The sequence below is a fragment of the Dyella sp. genome (assembly GCF_036384435.1).
Classification (GTDB): domain Bacteria; phylum Pseudomonadota; class Gammaproteobacteria; order Xanthomonadales; family Rhodanobacteraceae; genus GSA-30.
The window spans coordinates 1-17,671 of record NZ_DASVMI010000055.1 but is presented as its reverse complement, the minus strand read 5'-3'; the positions used below and the strand labels follow the sequence as shown (position 1 = coordinate 17,671).

Genomic DNA, 17,671 nt, shown 5'->3' with positions numbered 1-17,671 from the left:
GCATATACCGGATATCGTGATTGTCGGCGCGCAAAGAGGTGGCGATGGCATGTCGCAATGGCTACAAAAGATTCACGCGCAAAACAAGACTGTGGTATCAGTCTGCACCGGAGCATTCAAGCTCGCCGAGGCAGGCTTGCTCGATGGCAAGCCCGCCACCACCCACCATTGGTATTTCGGCGACATGCAGACCCAGCATCCCGCCGTGAAGCTGGTGCGCGAGGTTCGTTACGTCCAGTCCGATCCGACGACCTACACGGCCGGCGGATTGACGTCAGGCGTGGATCTATCGTTGCACCTGGTCGCCGAACGCTTCGGTCAGGACGTGGCCCAGCAGACTGCCGATTACATGGAATACCAAGGTACGGGCTGGAAAACCAACCAGGGTATTTCCCAGCTCACCACGCCCATCAAGCGCGAGGATTGGAGCGGCACGCTGGGTTCGGGGGCTAAAGTCATCGTGCATCTGGTCACCGAAGGCGCCAGCACGAGCGCAACCGCCGACATCCCGGCACAACAAGTAAAGGGTGTGACCACCCGGCTCGGTGGTGGCAATGGCAAGAGCAGCATTGCATTCAATATTGCCGGACATCCCGCCACCTTCGAGGGCAAAGGTAATGCCGACGGCAGCCAGCTTGATGGCATATTCCAGCAAGACGGCAAGGAGACACCGCTGGTGTTGACGCGAGATCGTTGATATCGCCCGGCCGCTTGGGGGCGATTTTCACCGTGAGTCGATCTGCAAGCCGGAGCGCTGGGTCTCAGCCTCGGATCGCCCTCGCCGGAGAGCGGCTTTGGTCGCGACGCCAGTCGCGATTGAGCGCAGATGGAGCTTGTGAAAGCTCCAAGCCGCGACCTCGTCGCGACTTGCTTCGCAAATGAATTCGCTCCTAAGACAACTGGGCACGCTCCAGTGCTGCGATCTGGCGCTCCAGGCGCGGTCCCAGGTAGCAGTGCGAGCCGCAGGGTAACAGCCCCGCCGCGCGAAAAGCTTTCAGGTACCAGCTTGGTGGGCGCCGGTAAAAGCCCTGCTGGTCACCGTCGACGTCATCCTTGCTGGTGAACAGCTCCAGGAAAGCGATGCCTTGCAGCATCTCGACGATCCCGTGCAAGCCACCCTGGATCTCGCGCGGTTTGAGGTAATGCAATACATCGCTGCAAACGATCAGGTCGAAACGCTCCTCGAAGCGTAGATGTTCCAGTTGCGCGAAACTGGCCAATCCGATCTGCCGTGAGCGCCCATAACGCCGTACAACGTATTCACTGGCATCGAGCCCACGATAACGGATACCCGGACGCAAGGCTCGCAACGGGGCACGCCAGGGCGCCTCGCCACAGCCCACATCCAGTACGTTGCGAATGGGTCGGCCCAGGTAGTACTCGGCCTGTGCCACCACCATGGCCACCTTGCGCCGAAGCTCCGCGGGTGATCCCACGGCATGGGTCGGGTGGCGATACCACTTGTCGAAATAAGCCTGATCGTAAAGTTTCGTCATGAGCCCATGGTAGCGGCATCACCCGATCCACACACCCTGGGCGCGAGCATCAAAACCACCTAAGGTTCAGAGGAAACCCGCATGCCCATGATTCGCGTTCGCCTGTTCGGCAATCGCACGCACGCCGATGCGCTGATCGCCACTCTGCACAGTATCGACGGCGTCGATCGCGTGGAGGAACTGGATGATCCGACTCAGTTCACCCGCGACGATTCCAGCTCCAGCGAGTCGGTGGAAGACAACCGCAGCGAGATGTTCTTTATCGAAGTGGAAGCCGATAGCAGCAAGCGTGCCGATGTGGTGCGCAATGTCATCGAACTGGAAGCCAGGCGGCTGGATGCCGTGGCGGAGATGGTCGAGGAGTTTTGATCGCAATTTCTTGCGACAGCATGAATCCTTACCGAATCCAAACGACCGATTTGGCCAATCGTGTCGTCGCCACGGCATGCCTTTGCGTTGAAGCTAGCAACAACCTCAATGCCGTGAATGGTTCACATGGAAAACCCGACTGTTCGACGCGTCGCTTGCTTGTGGCTTGCGTTTTCACTCACCAGCCTGGGGGCCATGCCCGCGATGGCTGCACGCGAAGGCACGCTCAGCCAGGATGATATCGCCTGGCTACGGCGTGATGGGTTCGACCTCAACAGCGCCACCGTGGCGCGCTACCGCGATCTGGGCAGGTCCCGCTATCTCGATGAGCAGTTGTCCGATCGCATCGGCGACGACCTGCCGCCCGAAATCAGCCAGTTGCTGGCCAGCTACGAGGTCAACCATACCTCCACCAACGATCTGCTCATCGGCTTGCAGGACGAACAGCAGAAGATCAAGGACATGCCCGAAGGCGACGCCAAGGCTGATGCGCGCAAGTTCCAGCAGCAGCATGCCAACGATTTGTTGCAGCAGGCCCAACAGACCGAAATGTTGCGAGCCGTCTACGGTGGCAACCAGCTCAAGGAACAGATGGTCTGGTTCTGGCTCAACCACTTCAGCGTGTATGCCGCCAAGGGCCGTATTCGCTGGGTGGCGTCGGACTATGCGCAGAACACCATCCGTCCGCACGCGCTAGGCAAGTTCCGCGACCTGGTCATGGCGACCCTGGAAAGTCCGGCGATGCTGGAATTCCTCGATAACGCGCAGAACGCCAAAGGCCACGTCAACGAGAACTATGCGCGCGAATTGATGGAGTTGCACACGCTTGGCGTGCACGGCGGCTATTCGCAGCAGGACGTGCAGCAACTGGCATTGATTCTCACCGGCTCAGGCATCGTACCGCCCAAGCGGGACAACCAGCCGCCCCGGCTCAGTCCGCAAATGCAGCCGTTGTACATTCGCCAGGGCGTGTTCGAATTCAATCCGAATCGCCACGATTTCAGCGACAAGACATTACTGGGCCAGACCATCAAGGGCTCGGGCTTCAAGGAGGTCGAGCAGGCCGTGGACCTGATCACGCGCCAACCGGCCTGTGCGCAGTTCGTCTCGCGCAAGATCGCCGAGTACTTCGTCGGCGACCAGCCACCGCAAGCCCTGGTGGACAGGATGGCGCACACCTTCCGCCGCAGCGACGGCGATATCGCCAAGGTGTTGCGCACGATGTTCGAGTCCAAGGAACTGCTCGCCACACGTGGCAAGAAGTTCAAGGACCCGACTCAGTTCGTCGTTTCATCCGTACGCCTTGCCTATGACGGCAAGCCCCTGGTCAACGCCAAGCCCTTGCTCAACTGGATGAACCAGCTTGGCGAACCCGTGTTCGGACGCCTGACGCCTGATGGCTGGCCACTCGATTCTACCGGCTGGTCCAGTTCCGGGCAGATGTCCAAGCGTTTTGAGATCGCCCGCGCCATTGGCACCGGCGACAATCGCCTGTTCACGCCCGAAGGCAGCCCGAAGGTGGGCGCCGGTTTTCCAATGCTGACCACGCGGCTGTATTACGACGCGATCGAACCGAACCTTTCGGCTGCCACGCGCGATGCGCTCGCCAAGGCCGCCAGCCAGCAGGAGTGGAATACCTTCCTGTTGTCGTCGCCCGATTTCAATTTCCGCTAAGCGATACCCGAGGCCACTCATGAATCGCCGCCAATTCCTGTTCTCCGCCGCCACCGCCGCGCTCGCCGGGCCATCCCTGCTGAGCTACTCCGGCAAGCTGTTTGCCGCACCGGCCAGCACACCGCGTTTCCTGCTGGTGTTCCTGCGTGGCGGCTATGACTGCAACAACCTGCTGGTGCCCTACAGCAGCGACTTCTACTACCAGTCGCGCCCTACGCTCGCAATCGCCAAGCCCGATGCCAGCAATCCCAACAGCGCCATCGCCCTGGACAGCCACTGGGGGCTCAACCCGGTCCTGAAGGATTCGATCTATCCGTTGTGGCAACGCAAACAGATTGCCTTCGTACCCTTTGCCGGCACCGACGACATGTCGCGCAGCCATTTCGAAACGCAGGACAACATTGAATCGGGCGAGCCCACCGGGGAACGCACCGACTATCGCTCGGGCTTCCTGGCCCGGCTATCGGGGACCATGACCACGGTGCCTTCCATCGCCTTCACCGACGCATTGCCCCTTAGTTTTCAGGGCGGCAAGCGTGATATTCCCAATATCTCGCTGCGCGGCGTGGGCAAGCCCGCCTTTGACGAGCGCCAGTCGGCGATCCTGTCGGGCATGTACCAGGGCACGCCGCTGGCTGCCGCCGCCAGTGATGGCCTGGACCTGCGCCAGAAGGTATCGAAGGAATTGCAGGATGAAATGATGAAGGCCAACCGCGGCGCAGCCACGGCCAAGAATTTCGCCGATGAAACCCAGCGCATTGCCACACTGATGCGCGATCAATACCGCCTGGGTTTTGTCGACGTCGGTGGCTGGGATACCCACGTCAACCAGGGCAGCACCAGTGGCCAGCTTGCCAATAACCTGAGCAACCTCGGCCAGGGTCTGGCCGCGTACGCCAACGCCCTGGGCGACGAGTGGAACAACACCATCGTCGTGGTGGTTTCCGAGTTCGGTCGTACGTTCCGCGAAAACGGCAACCGCGGCACCGACCACGGTCATGGCACCGTGTACTGGGTGCTCGGCGGCAAGGTCAACGGTGGTCGCATCGCTGGCGAGCAGGTGGCCGTCAATCAACAGAGCCTTCTACAGAACCGCGATTACCCTGTTCTCACCAACTACCGCGACATGCTGGGCGGCATGCTGGCCAAGACCTGGGGGCTCTCAGGCTCGCAATTGCAAACCGTGTTTCCCGGCGCCAAGCCGAAGAACCTGGGATTGGTGTGAGCACGGCAGAAGTCGCTCGCCGAGCGAGCAGTAAAGGGTAAAGTCGGCCGCCGGCGCAGCTCGCGCCGGCTTCACTCGCCTCGCGGCACCAGCAAATGCTTGGCGATATACCCATGCAACTTGCCCAGGCCACGCACCAGATGCAGGGTGGCGAAAAGCAATACGACACCAAGTAGGCAGATCAGGCCGATCAATACCGGATTGTCCAGATGCGTGTCGTTGTAGACCAAGTTCAGGTTTATATCGCCCATCAGGTAAATCGCCGGTGCGCCAATAAAGCTGAAGGCCACGCTGAGCAAGGTGATGGTGATGGTGAAATAGATGATGCCCAGCGGCAGCATCAACACCATGTAGAACAGCGTCGTCCAGGTATGAGCATCGGTGAAAAGCATGCCGATACGTTTCATCAACGAGGTATCGCGCGCGGTATAGGGCGGGCGACGAGGCATGCGCACGCCGAGCATGGTCTCCACGATGCGCCCCTCCACCAGCGAAAGCACCCGCACCGTGCCCAGAAAGAGAATGATGAAAGGAATGCCGATGATCAGCACGGCAAGCCCGGCCGACAGCGATACGCCGGTCACCGCCCAGACAAAATAGAAAATGCCAGTCGCCAGCGCCAGGACCATGTAAAACAACGCGCCCCAGGTTCGTGCATCGGCGGCAACGCCAAAGAAGCGGCCGATCCAGGTGCGGCGCCTGGGTGGCTGCGGTGGGCGCAAGGCCCGCTGGATTTTGATCTCCTGGTCGCGGTAGATCTCGGCCACCTCTTCCGGAGCTCCGTAGCTGCCCACCACGTGCGCCAGCATGTCCTGCTCGCTACGTCCCGGCTGCTCGGCCAGCTCCGCGCGCAGATGTTCCTCTGCATCGTACAAGGCATCCTGGATCATCGCCGGATCGGCACCGCGCAAGGCGGCGCGCAACTGATCCAGGTACTCGGCAATCGTGCGCGGCGTATTCATGCAACCCCTCCTCCTTGCAGAACGGTATCGACGGACTGGCGCGTGGCCTCCCACGCCGCCACCCATTCGCGTAAAACATCGCGCCCGAGGCGCGTGATGCGGTAATAGCGCCGAGGCGGCCCGCTCACGGAAGGCTCCACTTCGCTTTGCAGCAAACCGGATGCCTCCATGTTGCGCAGCACCGGGTAAAGCGCGCTCTGCTTCCCCGCCAGCACGCCCTGCCCTACGTCTTCGAGCCGCTTGGCGATCTGATAGCCGTAAAGCGCCTGGCGCGATTGCCCCAGCACAGCCAGCAGCACCAGCGACACGGTCCCGGCAGCCAATTCCTTCTGGAATTTCTTCAAATGGCCAGCGATATCATCCATCGGCCTCACCCGCAGGTCGGCTTACCCATGAGTCAACGATAGTGCGAACTTCACACTAGGTCATGGGTAGGAGGTCATGGGCGCCGCCTCAACGCAACGCGACAGGTCTCAATCAGTGAGAGCTGTCGGGAGCAAGCTTGTCTGGAGCCGGCTCGACGCCTGGTCAAGCAACGGGGGAATTTTCAGAGCTATGGCACCGGGTCTCGCTTGAGCCTCGATTCGCTCCACCTTGCCCGGCTCCATGTCATGTATGGCTGAGAAAGCCATATGCGTGACCGCTTCAAGACATGTCGTACGCATCACCGCCACGCCACAAGCGTCGGCGAACCGATCCGCGTCTCGATCCAACGCAGTTGAACAGGGAGAACAAGCAATGATCAGTAACAGGATGAAAATATCGTTCGGCATGGCCATCAGCGTCGCTGGCGCATTTGCGACGTCCGCGCAGGCCGCATCACTGGATCCCACATTCGGTTCGGCAGGCATCACGTCAACGGCGTTTGGCAGCTACGGTGCCGCTGCCCGTATCGTGATCCAGCCGGATGGGCGGATGGTCAGCGCCGGCCAGGATGCCACCGGCGATTTTACGCTGGCTCGCTACACGAGCAGCGGTCAACTCGATACGAGTTTCAATGGCACCGGCAAGGTCACGACCACCCCATCGGGTAGTTGCCCTGGACAGGCGCATGCATTGGCCCTGCAAGCAGACGGCAAGATCGTGGTTGCCGGCACGTCGTGCCCCAACTTCAACTCCACGCGCAATTTCACGATTTATCGCTACAACACCGATGGCTCGCTGGACAGCACCTTTGGCAGCTCGGGCAAGGCGACCATCAATTTCTATGCAGGCGCTTCGGAAGCCTATGCCGTTGCCGTACAAGGCAATTCCATCTGGGTTGCCGGCTATGCCGGTTCCAGCTTCGCGCTGGCGCGCCTGACCAGCACGGGAACCCTGGATTACAGCTTCGGCAGCGGCTCCGGCAGTGTCACCTCGGCGGTGGGCACCGGCTCTGCCGTTGCCAACAGTCTGGTCATCCAGGCAGATGGCAAACCCGTTCTGGCCGGTTACGCGTCAAGTACAGGCACCGTGTTCGCATTGACGCGCTACACCACGACCGGTGCACTGGACACCACGTTCGGAACCGGCGGCAAGGTGCTGACCCATGTGGGCGGCACGTTCAGCGGTAACGCCTCCATCGCTACGTCGCTGGCCGTTCAAGGTGACGGCAACCTCGTCGCGGCCGGCTATGCCAACAGCACGAGCAACGGCCACTATCAACTGGCCGCCGTTCGTTACACCAGCACCGGCGCACTGGATAGCAGCTTTGGTTTGGGTAGTGGCAAAGTGCTCACTCCCATCGGCAACAGCGACGCGATCGGCAACGACGTTGCCATCGATGTCAATGGGGGCATCATTATCGGCGGCTATGCCAGCACCGGCAGCTACCGCCAGTTGACCTTGAATCGCTACGACGCCTCCGGCAACCAGGATGATAGTTTCGGCCCCGTTGTCACGGCTGTCGCCAGCACGAATGCCGCCGTCCAGGGACTCGCTATACAGAGCGACGGCAAGATCGTCGTCGCCGGCTATGGCAACTCACCGACGGCCTTCGTGATTGCACGCTATCAGTAAGTAGATATGGGAGGCTGCCCGTTTAAGCAGCGATAGCAAGAAAACACCCTCTCACTTGTTGCGAGAGGGTGTTTACTCCAGCCGTTCGCTCACCTTGCAGGAGCTAACTCATTCGCGATGCGATCTGCGATTCAGTCGCAGATCGGAGCTTTGAAAACCTCCAAGCCGCGACCACGTCGCGACTTACTTAGATCGGCGCGAGACGGTATCTACAGGTCTTTTAGCCATGGCTGGAGGCGATGCCTTCCAATTCGGCCAAAACTTCGTTGGAGAGCACCAGTTCGGCAGCCGCGAGGTTTTCGCGCAGATGACCTACCGACGATGTGCCTGGAATCAGCAGAATGTTAGGCGAACGGGCTAGCAGCCATGCCTGCGCCACCTGCATCGGTGTGGTGCCCAGACGCTTGGCCACTTCGGACAACGTGTTGGATTGCACGGGCGTAAAACCACCCAGGGGGAAGAACGGCACATAGGCAATGCCTTTTTCGTTCAACTCGTGGATCAGCGCCTCGTCCTCGCGGTGCACCAGGTTGTAATGGTTCTGCACACACACTACCGGCGCAATGCCCTGGGCTTCCTTGACCTGACTGGACGTGGCGTTGCTTACGCCCAGGTGGCGAATCAGTCCCTGCTCGCGCAATTCGGCCAGCACGGTGAATTGTTCGGCAATGGATGCTTCACTGGGCTTGTGCACGTCGCCCATGATGCGCAGGTTTACTACGTCCAACACCTCGACACCGAGATTGCGAAGATTGTCGTGCACCGCCTGCTTCAACTCCGCCGGGCTTTGTGCCGGATTCCACGAGGCATCGTCACCACGCTTGGCGCCCACCTTGGTCACGATGGTCAAGCCATCGGTGTAGGGATGCAGCGCCTCGCGGATCAGCTGATTGGTGACATGTGGGCCATAGAAATCACTGGTGTCGATATGGTTCACGCCCGACGCCACCACTTCACGCAATACGGCCAGGGCCGCCTCGCGATCCTTGGGTGGGCCGAACACACCCGGACCGGCCAGTTGCATGGCACCGTAGCCCATGCGTATGACGCGACGGTCGCCCAACAAAAAGCTGCCTGCCTTGGAAAGATCAGCCATGGAATATCTCCTCACGAGGGATGACCCGGATCGGGCATGAGGAAACTATAGGGATTGACCGATTGCACGATAATCCGTTGAAATCGGCACAGGTTGTGCGGAATGCCGAACAATGACCACCGATTTCCAGGATCTTTTCGCATTTCTGTCCGTGACCCGTGCCGGGGGCTTTCGGGAAGCCGCGCGCATCAGCGGCCAATCGGCATCCAGCCTCAGCGAAGCCGTACGACGCCTGGAAGCACGCCTGGGCGTGCGCCTGCTCAACCGCACCACCCGTAGCGTGTCACCCACCGAGGTGGGGGCTCGGCTGGCCGAACGCCTTGCCCCGGCCTTGGGCGAAGTGGAAGCGGCACTGGATGTCGTGAACCATTTTCGCGACCGTCCCAGCGGCACCTTGAAGCTCAATGTTCCGGCCAGCGTGTCACGCCTGGTGCTGCCGTCGATCGTGCCACCCTTTCTCAAGGCGTATCCGGAAATCAAGCTGCAAATCATCGTCGAGGACAGCTTTGTCGACATGCTGGCTGCCGGCTGTGACGCGGGCATCCGCTACGACGAACGGCTGGAGCAGGACATGATCGCCGTGCCGATTGGCCCGCCCACGCAGCGTTTCGCCGCGGGCGCGTCGCCCGAATACCTGGCAGCGCGAGGGCAACCGCTGCATCCGCGCGACCTGCTCAACCATCTTTGCTTGCGCGGGCAATTCTCCAGCGGATCGATTCCTGCCTGGGAATTCGAGCGCGATGGCGAAACGCTGTTGATAAACCCCACCGGCCCGCTGATGGTGCGCCTAGGCGCCGCGGCGGATCTGGCGGTGGATTCGGCCGTCGGCGGCCTGGGCATCGTCTATCTGTTCGAGGAATGGTTGCAGCCGCACTTCAACACCGGAGCCCTGGTGCCGATCCTGGAGCCCTGGTGGCCCCGTTTTACCGGGCCTTTTCTCTACTATCCAGGCCGGCGCCATTTGCCGGCGCCGCTGCGGGCCTTCGTCGACTTCATACGAAACGGGCCAGGCAACACCTAGAATGATCTTTGCGTTCACTCGCGCTTTGGCTGGGCCAACAAGGTCTATGGAACTTCGACACCAAGCCCTCCAAGGATCTATCGCTAGAAGCGAAAAGAAGGCGCGGATATGCTGGCAAAACGACGCCTGCGCTACCGTAGCGCGAGACATCATTCGAAGCACTCATGACCCAGGAAAGCTTTTACTCGGCCGCAGCCACGCCAATCGACGCCAGGTACCTTCCGATCTCTCGCGACATCATCTTCGCAGAGATCTGCTTCAGGTCCCAATATAGAAGCCGCTCCAGTTCGACGCCTGCCTGCTTGTCTCCAAAAAGAAATGCCCTCAGATAAAACTTGGCCGCGAGATCTAAGTTTTTCTTCACGCCAGTACCAAGCTCATAGCTCACCGCGAGATCGTAAGCCGCGTCAGCCACATTATCTTCCGCCGCGATTCTTATGAGTCGGATCGCCTTGGCAACATTCTTCCTGACCGCGTTTCCGAACAGATACCACGTACCAAGCGCGTACATGGCGGGCGTATCGCCCTCCTCGACAGCCGCTTCAAGCAAAGGAAGAGCATCACTTTGATTGCCCCCCTTGCTTAGTAATTTTTCTGCGGCCAAATAGTTACTATTTTTCGATTTCATTTTAATTTTCTCGCTGCTCCCTGGTGCTGCGGTAATCCTCCCGCCCAGTAAGCGGGATCAGAAGTAGAATTTCCAGCAAAGGGAGTTCTACGCAATGAAGAAGTCGAAGTGACAGATAGCCAGATCATGGAAGCGCTCAAGCGCGCTGAAGCTGGCGTAGCGGTGCCGGAGATTTGCCGGGGAGCTGGGCGTCAGCACGGCGACGTTCTACAACTGGCGCAGCAAGTACGGCCGGATGGACGTGTCGCTGATGGCTCGGATGAAGGAACTGGAAGCGCAGAACTCGCGACTGCGCAAGATGTACTTGGAAGAGGGGCAAGATCAACCGGTATCCAGGTTGCGGACACTTAGGCCTGTGCTCCCTATGTCGCTATGCGAGCCATTCAGAACTGAAACATCAACACAAACTGTACGGCGATGGTTCCCTCAAGATTGCCCCACCTATGCGTCGTCCAGCCTGCACACTGACGCTGCCGCCGACAAAACGTGATCGACTCAGCATATCAAGCCACTATCTGCAAAATTAAGCGTATTTCTATAGACCGTTCTTTTTGCCTTGGGTGAAGCTTGGTGTCGCCTCCGCAACCACGGGGGCCGGGTGTCGAAACCCGTTTACTAGCCAGGCGTTGAAAAGCGCCGTAACGCCTACGGCGCTTCTTTTGTGAGCGTTACGGCGCCCTGCTGCCATAATAATTATGGCGGGCGTGTCGGGAGGGCCCAGGCCCTGCCGGTGTATGCCTGACTAGTACCGGTTTTCGACCCCGACACGTCCGCCACCCTTCCATGGGTGGCGGGCCTTTGGGCCGGAGCCACATGTTTCCTTATCTTTCATCTACTTATGCCACGCCGACGTACCGGGTCGAACATGCCTTGCTGCATGTACGCCACGGCCTGGATCTATGCGACTACTGCCTGCGGCATGCGCCGATTCAGGCCGTGGATACCGATCAGGCACTCGACTCCCTGTTGATCAACGCGCTGCGGCTCGCCGATATTCATCAACGCTACGAACCAGGACTTGATGCGCTTCGCCGCAGCCTCGATGTCCTCAGGCAATTGCTACGCGACGCCGTGCTGTTGCGCGAGATGCGGCAAGAACTGATGGAGGGGGAGCCTACTCCCATGGATGGCTGCCTGAATGAGTGACTCCGTCGAGCACTCTCGGTCAGGATGACTTGCGTGACTTCACCGCAGACTTCTTCGACTTGCGTTGATTGAACGCCATAGCCTCGCGAATAAGTCGCTTGAGCGCCTGCTGGGGAATCTTGTCGCCCTCGAAGAAATCGATGGCACGACGCGCGTTGCCTTCGAGACCGGCGTTGAACAGGCGATCTGGATCGGCGAGACGGGCGCCATGCATGAAGGTGAGCTTGACCTTGCCCTTGTGCGCATTGCCCACGGCAAGGATGCCATCGCAGGACCACACCGGACTCCCCATCCATTTCCATTCCTCGACGATCTCCTTATCGACGGCGAGGATGGTCTTGCGCAAGTCGGCCAAGGTTTTGCCGCGCCAGTCGGCGATGCCGGCGATGAGCTGATCGATATGTTCGGAAGGCGTCATGGCGTGCTCCGCTCAGGTGCCACTGGTTGGCGGCCACTTCTGAGGCTCCATGCCAAATTGCTTGGCGTATTCGGTGTTCAGGCGCAGCCAGTCGTGCTTCATCGCCTCGGCGCCGACAATGCGACCAAGCGGCTGTTCACCCAACAAGCGATCAAGCACATCGATGCAGATATGCCAGCCTGCCGCCCCCATCGCGATATAGCGACGATCGATGCTATGCCACAGGGTCAGCCTTGTGCCGGTGCCATAGGGCTCCAGCTGCCAACGCATTTCGTTGTCGCCCCAACGGTATTGCAGCAGGTGTGGCGCTTGCGCACAGGTCACTTCGGTCTCGGAAGCCTGCGGCGTTGGTGTGCCTACCGTGCTCAGGGTTACCTTGCCCACGGTGCCCATGTTGCGGTCGGCATCGAAGGGGGCCCATTCGCGCAAGTTCGTCGGATCGGTAAGTGCTTCCCACACCTGTTTCGGCGTGTGGCGAAGTTCGCGCACGAGCACTAGCGTCCATGTGTCACCCTGCTTATCCACCGTGGCGCCCGTGGCCGGGCCCGGCTTGTAATTGCTGCGGCTGCTCATCGTTTTTTACCCTTGCGACTTGGTTCGGGGTGCATGCGATCGAGATGGCGTTCCAGCGCATCGACGTGTGTGGACCAGTAGCGTCGGAATGGCTCAAGCCACGCATCGATTTCCATCAAGGGCTCGGGACGAATCCGATACAAACGGCGTTGGGCATCGACACGCGACTCCACAAAGCCCGCTTCGCGTAACACACGCAGGTGCTTGGAGACGGACGGTTGCGACAAGCCCAGGGCCTCTTCTAGGTCGCCCACCGAATGCTCGGCGGATGCAAGCAACCCCAGAATGGCGCGCCGGCTTGGCTCGGCAATGATGGTGAACGCGGATTCCATGCGGGTTATATAACTACAAAGGAATATATGTGTCAACGCTTGTGCATACCGTGAGCGGAGCGGGCGATCAGGCCGGGTTTACGGAAGACGTCTGCGGGAGTCGCGAAGCTCGCCCGTTGCGCATCAGCCAGGGGTGCCGAGATAACGCGTCAGTTCGGCCGATGACCGATCGCGTGCGAGTGCCGCACCCTGCCCGGCCCACATATTGCTGAACTGGCCACTGCCTGCTTTCTCGGTGACTGCACGCAGCGGCACCAGCGCGCCACCTGCCGTCGGAAAGGCTGGCGCCAACGTCGAGAGCGGACCGATCTCGCCGATCAGCCGATTGACAATGCCGCGCGCGGGACGCCCCGTAAACACATTGGTGACTGCCGTGCTGTCGTCGCGCACACGGTGCAAGGCCTCGCGATAGTAGGCCGGAATGCTCGCCTCGGGCGTATACAGGTATGCGGTGCCCACTTGAACGGCGGACGCGCCCAGCGCGAACGCCGCGCGCACACCGCGTCGATCGGCAATGCCGCCGGCCGCGATCACGGGAATATCCACCGCATCGACCACTTGGGGCACCAGGGCCATCGTGCCCACCTGGGTGGACATGTCATCGCTGAGGAAATTACCGCGATGGCCGCCGGCCTCGTAGCCCATCGCAATGACCGCATCCACGCCGCGTTCGGCAAGCCAGCGCGCTTCGGCCACGGTGGTCGCCGACGCGATGATTTTCGCACCTGTACTCTTCACCCGATCCCAAAGCGCCTGCGCAGGCAGGCCAAAATGAAAACTGACGACCTCGGGACGATAAGCTTCGACCACCTCGCAATAGCTTTCATCAAAAGGGGCTCGACCCGCCGAGGGTGGTGCGCTCGCCGGATCGAGCCCCTGCTCCACATAATAGGGCGCCAGCAGCGAACGCCAGGCCAATTGACCGACCGGGTCAGGCTGCGGACTTTGGTGCGCGAAGAAGTTGAGATTGATCGGCTTGGCGGTGGCGGCGCGAATCTGATCCAGCGCGGTTTTCATCTGCTCGACGGAAAGCGACGCACCGGGCAAGGAACCCAATCCACCCGCTTCGCTGGCCGCGATCACCATCTGCGGTGTCGTGGAACCGGCCATCGGCGCCTGGATCACAGGCAGTTCGATACCGAACAAGGAGAGAATGCGGTTGTCCTGCGCATGATTCATGACGTTCGCGCCTTGATTTGCCAGCCGGTTATTTTACTCCGCCTGGTGTTTCGATCGGGTGAGTTGCTGACGATGCTCCAGCGTGATGATGCTGCCGACACTCACGTTTTCCAGTTCCACTTCTTCAAGCAACACAAAAGCCAAGCGCGGTGGCCTGCCCACGATTTCATGCAGCAGGTGGGTAACTGCCTTGGGCAGGGCTTTCTTGCGCTCAGGTACTGTGTCACTTGCACCCGGAGCACTACTTTCGCGGGTCGCTTTGACGTTGACGTTTGGCGTTGTCGCCGCATTACCTGGGGCGAAAGCCGCCCGGATTAAGAGTTTGCCAGTCGGAATCGATACCGCCAGCGCGAAACACTTCGTTGCCGGCGTGCAGGCGGGATCGCAAGGCTCTGACTATTCGCACCGTGACGGATGATCTGCTGCGCAGGTTTGCCGAGGAGCGTTCGTTGTTTGAGGCGTGAGGAGTGCCAGGGACAGGAGGGACATGCACCAAAGCCAAGGAATCGACATGCGTCGCCCTTGAAATGTCAAGATCGCAACGTGCCTGGCCTGCTGCAGCCCATTCATTCGCGACGCAATGGGCGATTCAGTCGCCGACTGCGGCTTTAAACCTCCAAGCTGCGACTGCCTCGCATCTTGCATCGCCATTGAAGTGGCTCCTAATTGAGTGGCGCCAGGGTCTTGAGGCGAAGACATAAAAAATCCCCGCCGAGATCAACGCCTCGGCGGGGACCATGGTTCAACGTATTACTTGAGGTCGAAACGATCCAGGTTCATCACCTTGACCCAGGCTGCGATGAAGTCCTTGACGAACTTCTCTTGCGCATCTTCGCTGGCATAGACCTCGCTCAATGCACGCAGTTGCGCATGTGAGCCAAATACCAGGTCCACGCGGCTGCCCTTCCATTTCGATTTGCCAGTCTTGCGATCGCGACCCTCGAACGTATCGCTCGATACCGCTTTCCATTCCGTGCTCATGTCGAGCAGGTTGCGGAAGAAGTCGTTGGTCAACGTTTCCGGGCGGTCGGTGAATACACCATGGGAGTCCTTGCCGCCGACATTCAGCGCACGCAAGCCACCCACCAAGACGGTCATCTCCGGTGCTGTCAAGGTCAATAACTGGGCGCGATCAACCAACAGATGCTCGGCGGGAATGCGCGAGTGACCCTTTACGTAGTTGCGGAAGCCATCGGCATAAGGTTCAAGCATGCCGACCGAATGCACATCGGTCTGATCCTGCGAGGCATCCATACGACCGGGCGAGAACGGGACATCTACCGTGTGACCGGCTTTCTTGGCGGCCTGCTCGATACCTACGCCACCGGCCAGCACGATCAGGTCGGCTAGCGATACCTGCTTGCCCGACTGCGCACCGTTGAACTCAGCCTGGATACCCTCAAGGGTCTTGAGCACCTTGGCCAACTGCTCGGGCTGGTTCACTTCCCAGTCTTTCTGCGGCGCCAGGCGGATACGCGCACCGTTGGCGCCACCACGCATGTCCGAACCGCGGAAGGTCGCCGCCGAGGCCCACGCCGTGGAGACCAGTTGCGTCACTGAAAGCCCCGAAGCCTGGATCTTCTGCTTGAGCGCGACCACGTCATTGGCATCGACGAGGGGGTGATTCACGGCCGGGATCGGGTCTTGCCACAGCAGTTCCTCGGCGGGAACTTCCGGACCCAGGTAACGGGCGCGCGGGCCCATGTCACGGTGGGTCAGCTTGAACCACGCGCGTGCGAAGGCATCAGCAAACTGGTCGGGATGTTCCAGGAACCGGCGAGAGATCGCCTCGTACGCGGGGTCGAATCGCAACGCGAGATCGGTGGTGAGCATGGTGGGGCGCAGCTTCTTCGATGCATCGTGCGCATGTGGAATGGTTTCGTCGGCGCCCTTGGCGACCCATTGGTGGGCACCGGCCGGGCTCTTGGTCAGCTCCCACTCGTAGCCAAACAGATTCTCGAAGAACCCGCTGCCCCACTGGGTCGGCGTGGTGGTCCAGGTTACTTCCAGGCCGCTGGTAATGGTGTCGGCCCCCTTGCCGGTTCCGAAGCTGTTCTTCCACCCCAGGCCCTGGTTCTCCAGGTCGGCGCCTTCCGGTTCCGGGCCCACGTGGTCGGCCGGACCGGCGCCGTGAGTCTTGCCGAAGGTATGGCCGCCGGCAATCAACGCGACGGTCTCCTCATCGTCCATTGCCATGCGCCCGAACGTATCGCGAATATCGTGGGCCGCGGCGATCGGGTCGGGGTTACCATCCGGGCCTTCAGGATTGACGTAGATCAGGCCCATCTGCACCGCGGCCAATGGGTTTTCCAGATGACGGCCGGCATCGGTGCGACTGGCTTCTTCGCCGTGCAATGCTTCGTCGGCAACGATGACTCCCTCCTCGTCATCGCGACCGGCGGCGCCTTTGCCATAGCGCACATCGCCGCCCAGCCAGGTTTTCTCGTTACCCCAGTACACGTCCTGGTCTGGCTCCCAGGTATCCTGGCGGCCACCCGCGAAGCCGAAGGTCTTGAAGCCCATGGTCTCAAGCGCGACGTTGCCGGTGAGGATCAGTAGATCCGCCCAGGAGATGTTCTGGCCATACTTCTGCTTGATCGGCCACAGCAGACGGCGCGCCTTGTCGAGGCTCACGTTATCCGGCCAACTGTTCAGCGGAGCAAAGCGTTGCTGACCGCGCCCCGCGCCACCACGACCGTCACCGACGCGGTAGGTACCGGCGCTATGCCAGGCCATGCGAATGAACAACGGACCGTAATGACCAAAGTCGGCGGGCCACCAGTCCTGCGAATCGGTCATCAACGCAGCGAGATCCTTCTTCACTGCCGCCAAGTCGAGCTTCTTGAAGGCATCGGCATAGTTGAAGCCCTTGCCCATCGGGTCGGACTTATCCGAATGCTGGGCGAGCAGATCCAGGCGCAACTGCTTGGGCCACCAGTCCCGGTTGGTCGTTCCGCCACCGGCAGCATGATTGAATGGGCACTTTGCTTCGTTCGACATGTTTCATCTCCTTCGGGGATCAACCCACTACACGTTCTTGTCTGGCTTGAAGGCTGGGAAGTGTTTCCAGGGGCCTGTCCGAGGAGCCCTGGCGGTCCTTGCACGGAAAGCGAGCCAGCGTTACTTCATCGTGATACGACGCCATGTGCCGCTGACTGACATGGCATGTATGCGAGAAGCGCTGGCGGGCATCGACCTACCTACTTTGGCCTAATCTACGTAAATGCGACCATCAATAGAATTCGATTGTTGCAATGCTATTGATAGACTAAGGCTATGACAAAACAGCGCTGATCCACCGCCAAGCCCATCGCCGCCAGCGACCGGAAAACCGCTGCGAAGGGCGCAGGCAAAACCGGCGATTGCATTCGAACAGCCCACAGGCAGCGCCAGTTTTCGTATACGTGCTGCCATGCCCCTGCACCCGCTTATGGCCGCCCAGCCACGGTCGCTTGCGTGGCGACATCGGGTGCCTGCACGCAACGCACCCAGTTGCCCGACGTCGACTTGTCGCGATTGGGGTAGGACCAGCTAAGCATGGTAAGCGAGTAGCC

General features: G+C 60.3%; 18 protein-coding genes and 1 pseudogene. 8 read left to right on the top strand and 11 right to left on the bottom strand.

Annotated features, from left to right (window positions below):
- A partial coding sequence (locus tag VF436_RS05250) for a DJ-1/PfpI family protein (protein WP_330902949.1) occupies positions 1-697 on the top strand: 697 nt, incomplete at its 5' end.
- A gap of 193 nt (positions 698-890) precedes the next feature.
- Here the strand turns inward: VF436_RS05250 and VF436_RS05245 are convergent.
- On the bottom strand, positions 891-1,496 hold the full coding sequence (locus tag VF436_RS05245) for a class I SAM-dependent methyltransferase (RefSeq protein WP_330902948.1): 606 nt from the start codon (positions 1,494-1,496) through the stop codon (positions 891-893).
- Between the two features lie 81 nt (positions 1,497-1,577).
- On the opposite strand from VF436_RS05245, the gene VF436_RS05240 reads away from it, so the two are divergent.
- From VF436_RS05240 to VF436_RS05230, 3 genes are all read left to right on the top strand, one after another.
- A complete protein-coding gene (locus VF436_RS05240; RefSeq protein WP_330902947.1) occupies positions 1,578-1,865 on the top strand; it encodes a hypothetical protein in 288 nt (95 codons plus the stop codon).
- A 126-nt stretch (positions 1,866-1,991) separates the two neighbouring features.
- Positions 1,992-3,539 carry a DUF1800 domain-containing protein gene (locus tag VF436_RS05235; protein ID WP_414649814.1) on the top strand — a complete coding sequence of 516 codons (1,548 nt, stop codon included), beginning with the start codon at positions 1,992-1,994 and terminating at the stop codon, positions 3,537-3,539.
- A 19-nt stretch (positions 3,540-3,558) separates the two neighbouring features.
- Positions 3,559-4,764 (top strand): DUF1501 domain-containing protein, encoded by a 1,206-nt coding sequence (locus tag VF436_RS05230; RefSeq protein WP_330902946.1) that lies wholly within the window; start codon positions 3,559-3,561, stop codon positions 4,762-4,764.
- Positions 4,765-4,835: 71 nt separating this feature from the next.
- On the opposite strand, the gene VF436_RS05225 is transcribed toward VF436_RS05230, so the two are convergent.
- Positions 4,836-5,726, bottom strand: coding sequence for a sensor domain-containing protein (locus tag VF436_RS05225; RefSeq protein ID WP_330902945.1), 891 nt, complete (start codon positions 5,724-5,726; stop codon positions 4,836-4,838).
- Complete coding sequence (locus tag VF436_RS05220; RefSeq protein WP_330902944.1) at positions 5,723-6,091, bottom strand: PadR family transcriptional regulator; 369 nt, start codon at positions 6,089-6,091, stop codon at positions 5,723-5,725. The genes VF436_RS05225 and VF436_RS05220 overlap by 4 nt, the downstream gene beginning before the upstream one ends.
- 388 nt (positions 6,092-6,479) lie before the next feature.
- On the opposite strand from VF436_RS05220, the gene VF436_RS05215 reads away from it, so the two are divergent.
- Positions 6,480-7,724 carry a delta-60 repeat domain-containing protein gene (locus VF436_RS05215; protein ID WP_330902943.1) on the top strand — a complete coding sequence of 415 codons (1,245 nt, stop codon included), beginning with the start codon at positions 6,480-6,482 and terminating at the stop codon, positions 7,722-7,724.
- Positions 7,725-7,944: 220 nt separating this feature from the next.
- Here the strand turns inward: VF436_RS05215 and VF436_RS05210 are convergent, their stop codons facing one another.
- Positions 7,945-8,820 carry an aldo/keto reductase family oxidoreductase gene (locus tag VF436_RS05210; protein WP_330902942.1) on the bottom strand — a complete coding sequence of 292 codons (876 nt, stop codon included), beginning with the start codon at positions 8,818-8,820 and terminating at the stop codon, positions 7,945-7,947.
- 112 nt (positions 8,821-8,932) lie between these two features.
- Here VF436_RS05210 and VF436_RS05205 point away from each other — a divergent pair, with 112 nt between their 5' ends.
- Positions 8,933-9,841, top strand: a complete 909-nt coding sequence (locus tag VF436_RS05205; RefSeq protein WP_330902941.1) for a LysR family transcriptional regulator — start codon at positions 8,933-8,935, stop codon at positions 9,839-9,841.
- Positions 9,842-10,022: 181 nt separating this feature from the next.
- Here the strand turns inward: VF436_RS05205 and VF436_RS05200 are convergent, their stop codons facing one another.
- Positions 10,023-10,469: a tetratricopeptide repeat protein gene (locus VF436_RS05200; RefSeq protein WP_330902940.1), complete on the bottom strand. Its 447-nt coding sequence runs from the start codon at positions 10,467-10,469 to the stop codon at positions 10,023-10,025.
- 94 nt (positions 10,470-10,563) lie between these two features.
- Between VF436_RS05200 and VF436_RS05195 the strand changes: the two are divergent.
- A pseudogene (locus VF436_RS05195) lies at positions 10,564-10,782 on the top strand (transposase); the annotation flags it as partial.
- A gap of 500 nt (positions 10,783-11,282) precedes the next feature.
- Positions 11,283-11,615, top strand: a complete 333-nt coding sequence (locus VF436_RS05190; protein ID WP_330902939.1) for a hypothetical protein — start codon at positions 11,283-11,285, stop codon at positions 11,613-11,615.
- Between the two features lie 19 nt (positions 11,616-11,634).
- Here VF436_RS05190 and VF436_RS05185 read toward each other — a convergent pair whose 3' ends face one another.
- The 6 genes from VF436_RS05185 to katG form a co-directional block, all read right to left on the bottom strand.
- A complete protein-coding gene (locus VF436_RS05185; RefSeq protein WP_330902938.1) occupies positions 11,635-12,033 on the bottom strand; it encodes a DUF1801 domain-containing protein in 399 nt (132 codons plus the stop codon).
- 12 nt (positions 12,034-12,045) lie between these two features.
- Positions 12,046-12,606 carry an SRPBCC family protein gene (locus VF436_RS05180; RefSeq protein ID WP_330902937.1) on the bottom strand — a complete coding sequence of 187 codons (561 nt, stop codon included), beginning with the start codon at positions 12,604-12,606 and terminating at the stop codon, positions 12,046-12,048.
- Entirely contained in the window at positions 12,603-12,938 is a 336-nt protein-coding gene (locus tag VF436_RS05175; RefSeq protein ID WP_330902936.1) for a metalloregulator ArsR/SmtB family transcription factor, read from the bottom strand. The genes VF436_RS05180 and VF436_RS05175 overlap by 4 nt, the downstream gene beginning before the upstream one ends.
- Before the next feature lie 123 nt (positions 12,939-13,061).
- Complete coding sequence (locus VF436_RS05170) at positions 13,062-14,117, bottom strand: nitronate monooxygenase family protein (protein WP_330902935.1); 1,056 nt, start codon at positions 14,115-14,117, stop codon at positions 13,062-13,064.
- Between the two features lie 33 nt (positions 14,118-14,150).
- Positions 14,151-14,432: a tautomerase family protein gene (locus VF436_RS21680; RefSeq protein WP_414649815.1), complete on the bottom strand. Its 282-nt coding sequence runs from the start codon at positions 14,430-14,432 to the stop codon at positions 14,151-14,153.
- Positions 14,433-14,867: 435 nt separating this feature from the next.
- On the bottom strand, positions 14,868-17,117 hold the full coding sequence (katG, locus tag VF436_RS05165) for a catalase/peroxidase HPI (protein ID WP_330902934.1): 2,250 nt from the start codon (positions 17,115-17,117) through the stop codon (positions 14,868-14,870).
- Between the last annotated feature and the right edge of the window lie 554 nt (positions 17,118-17,671).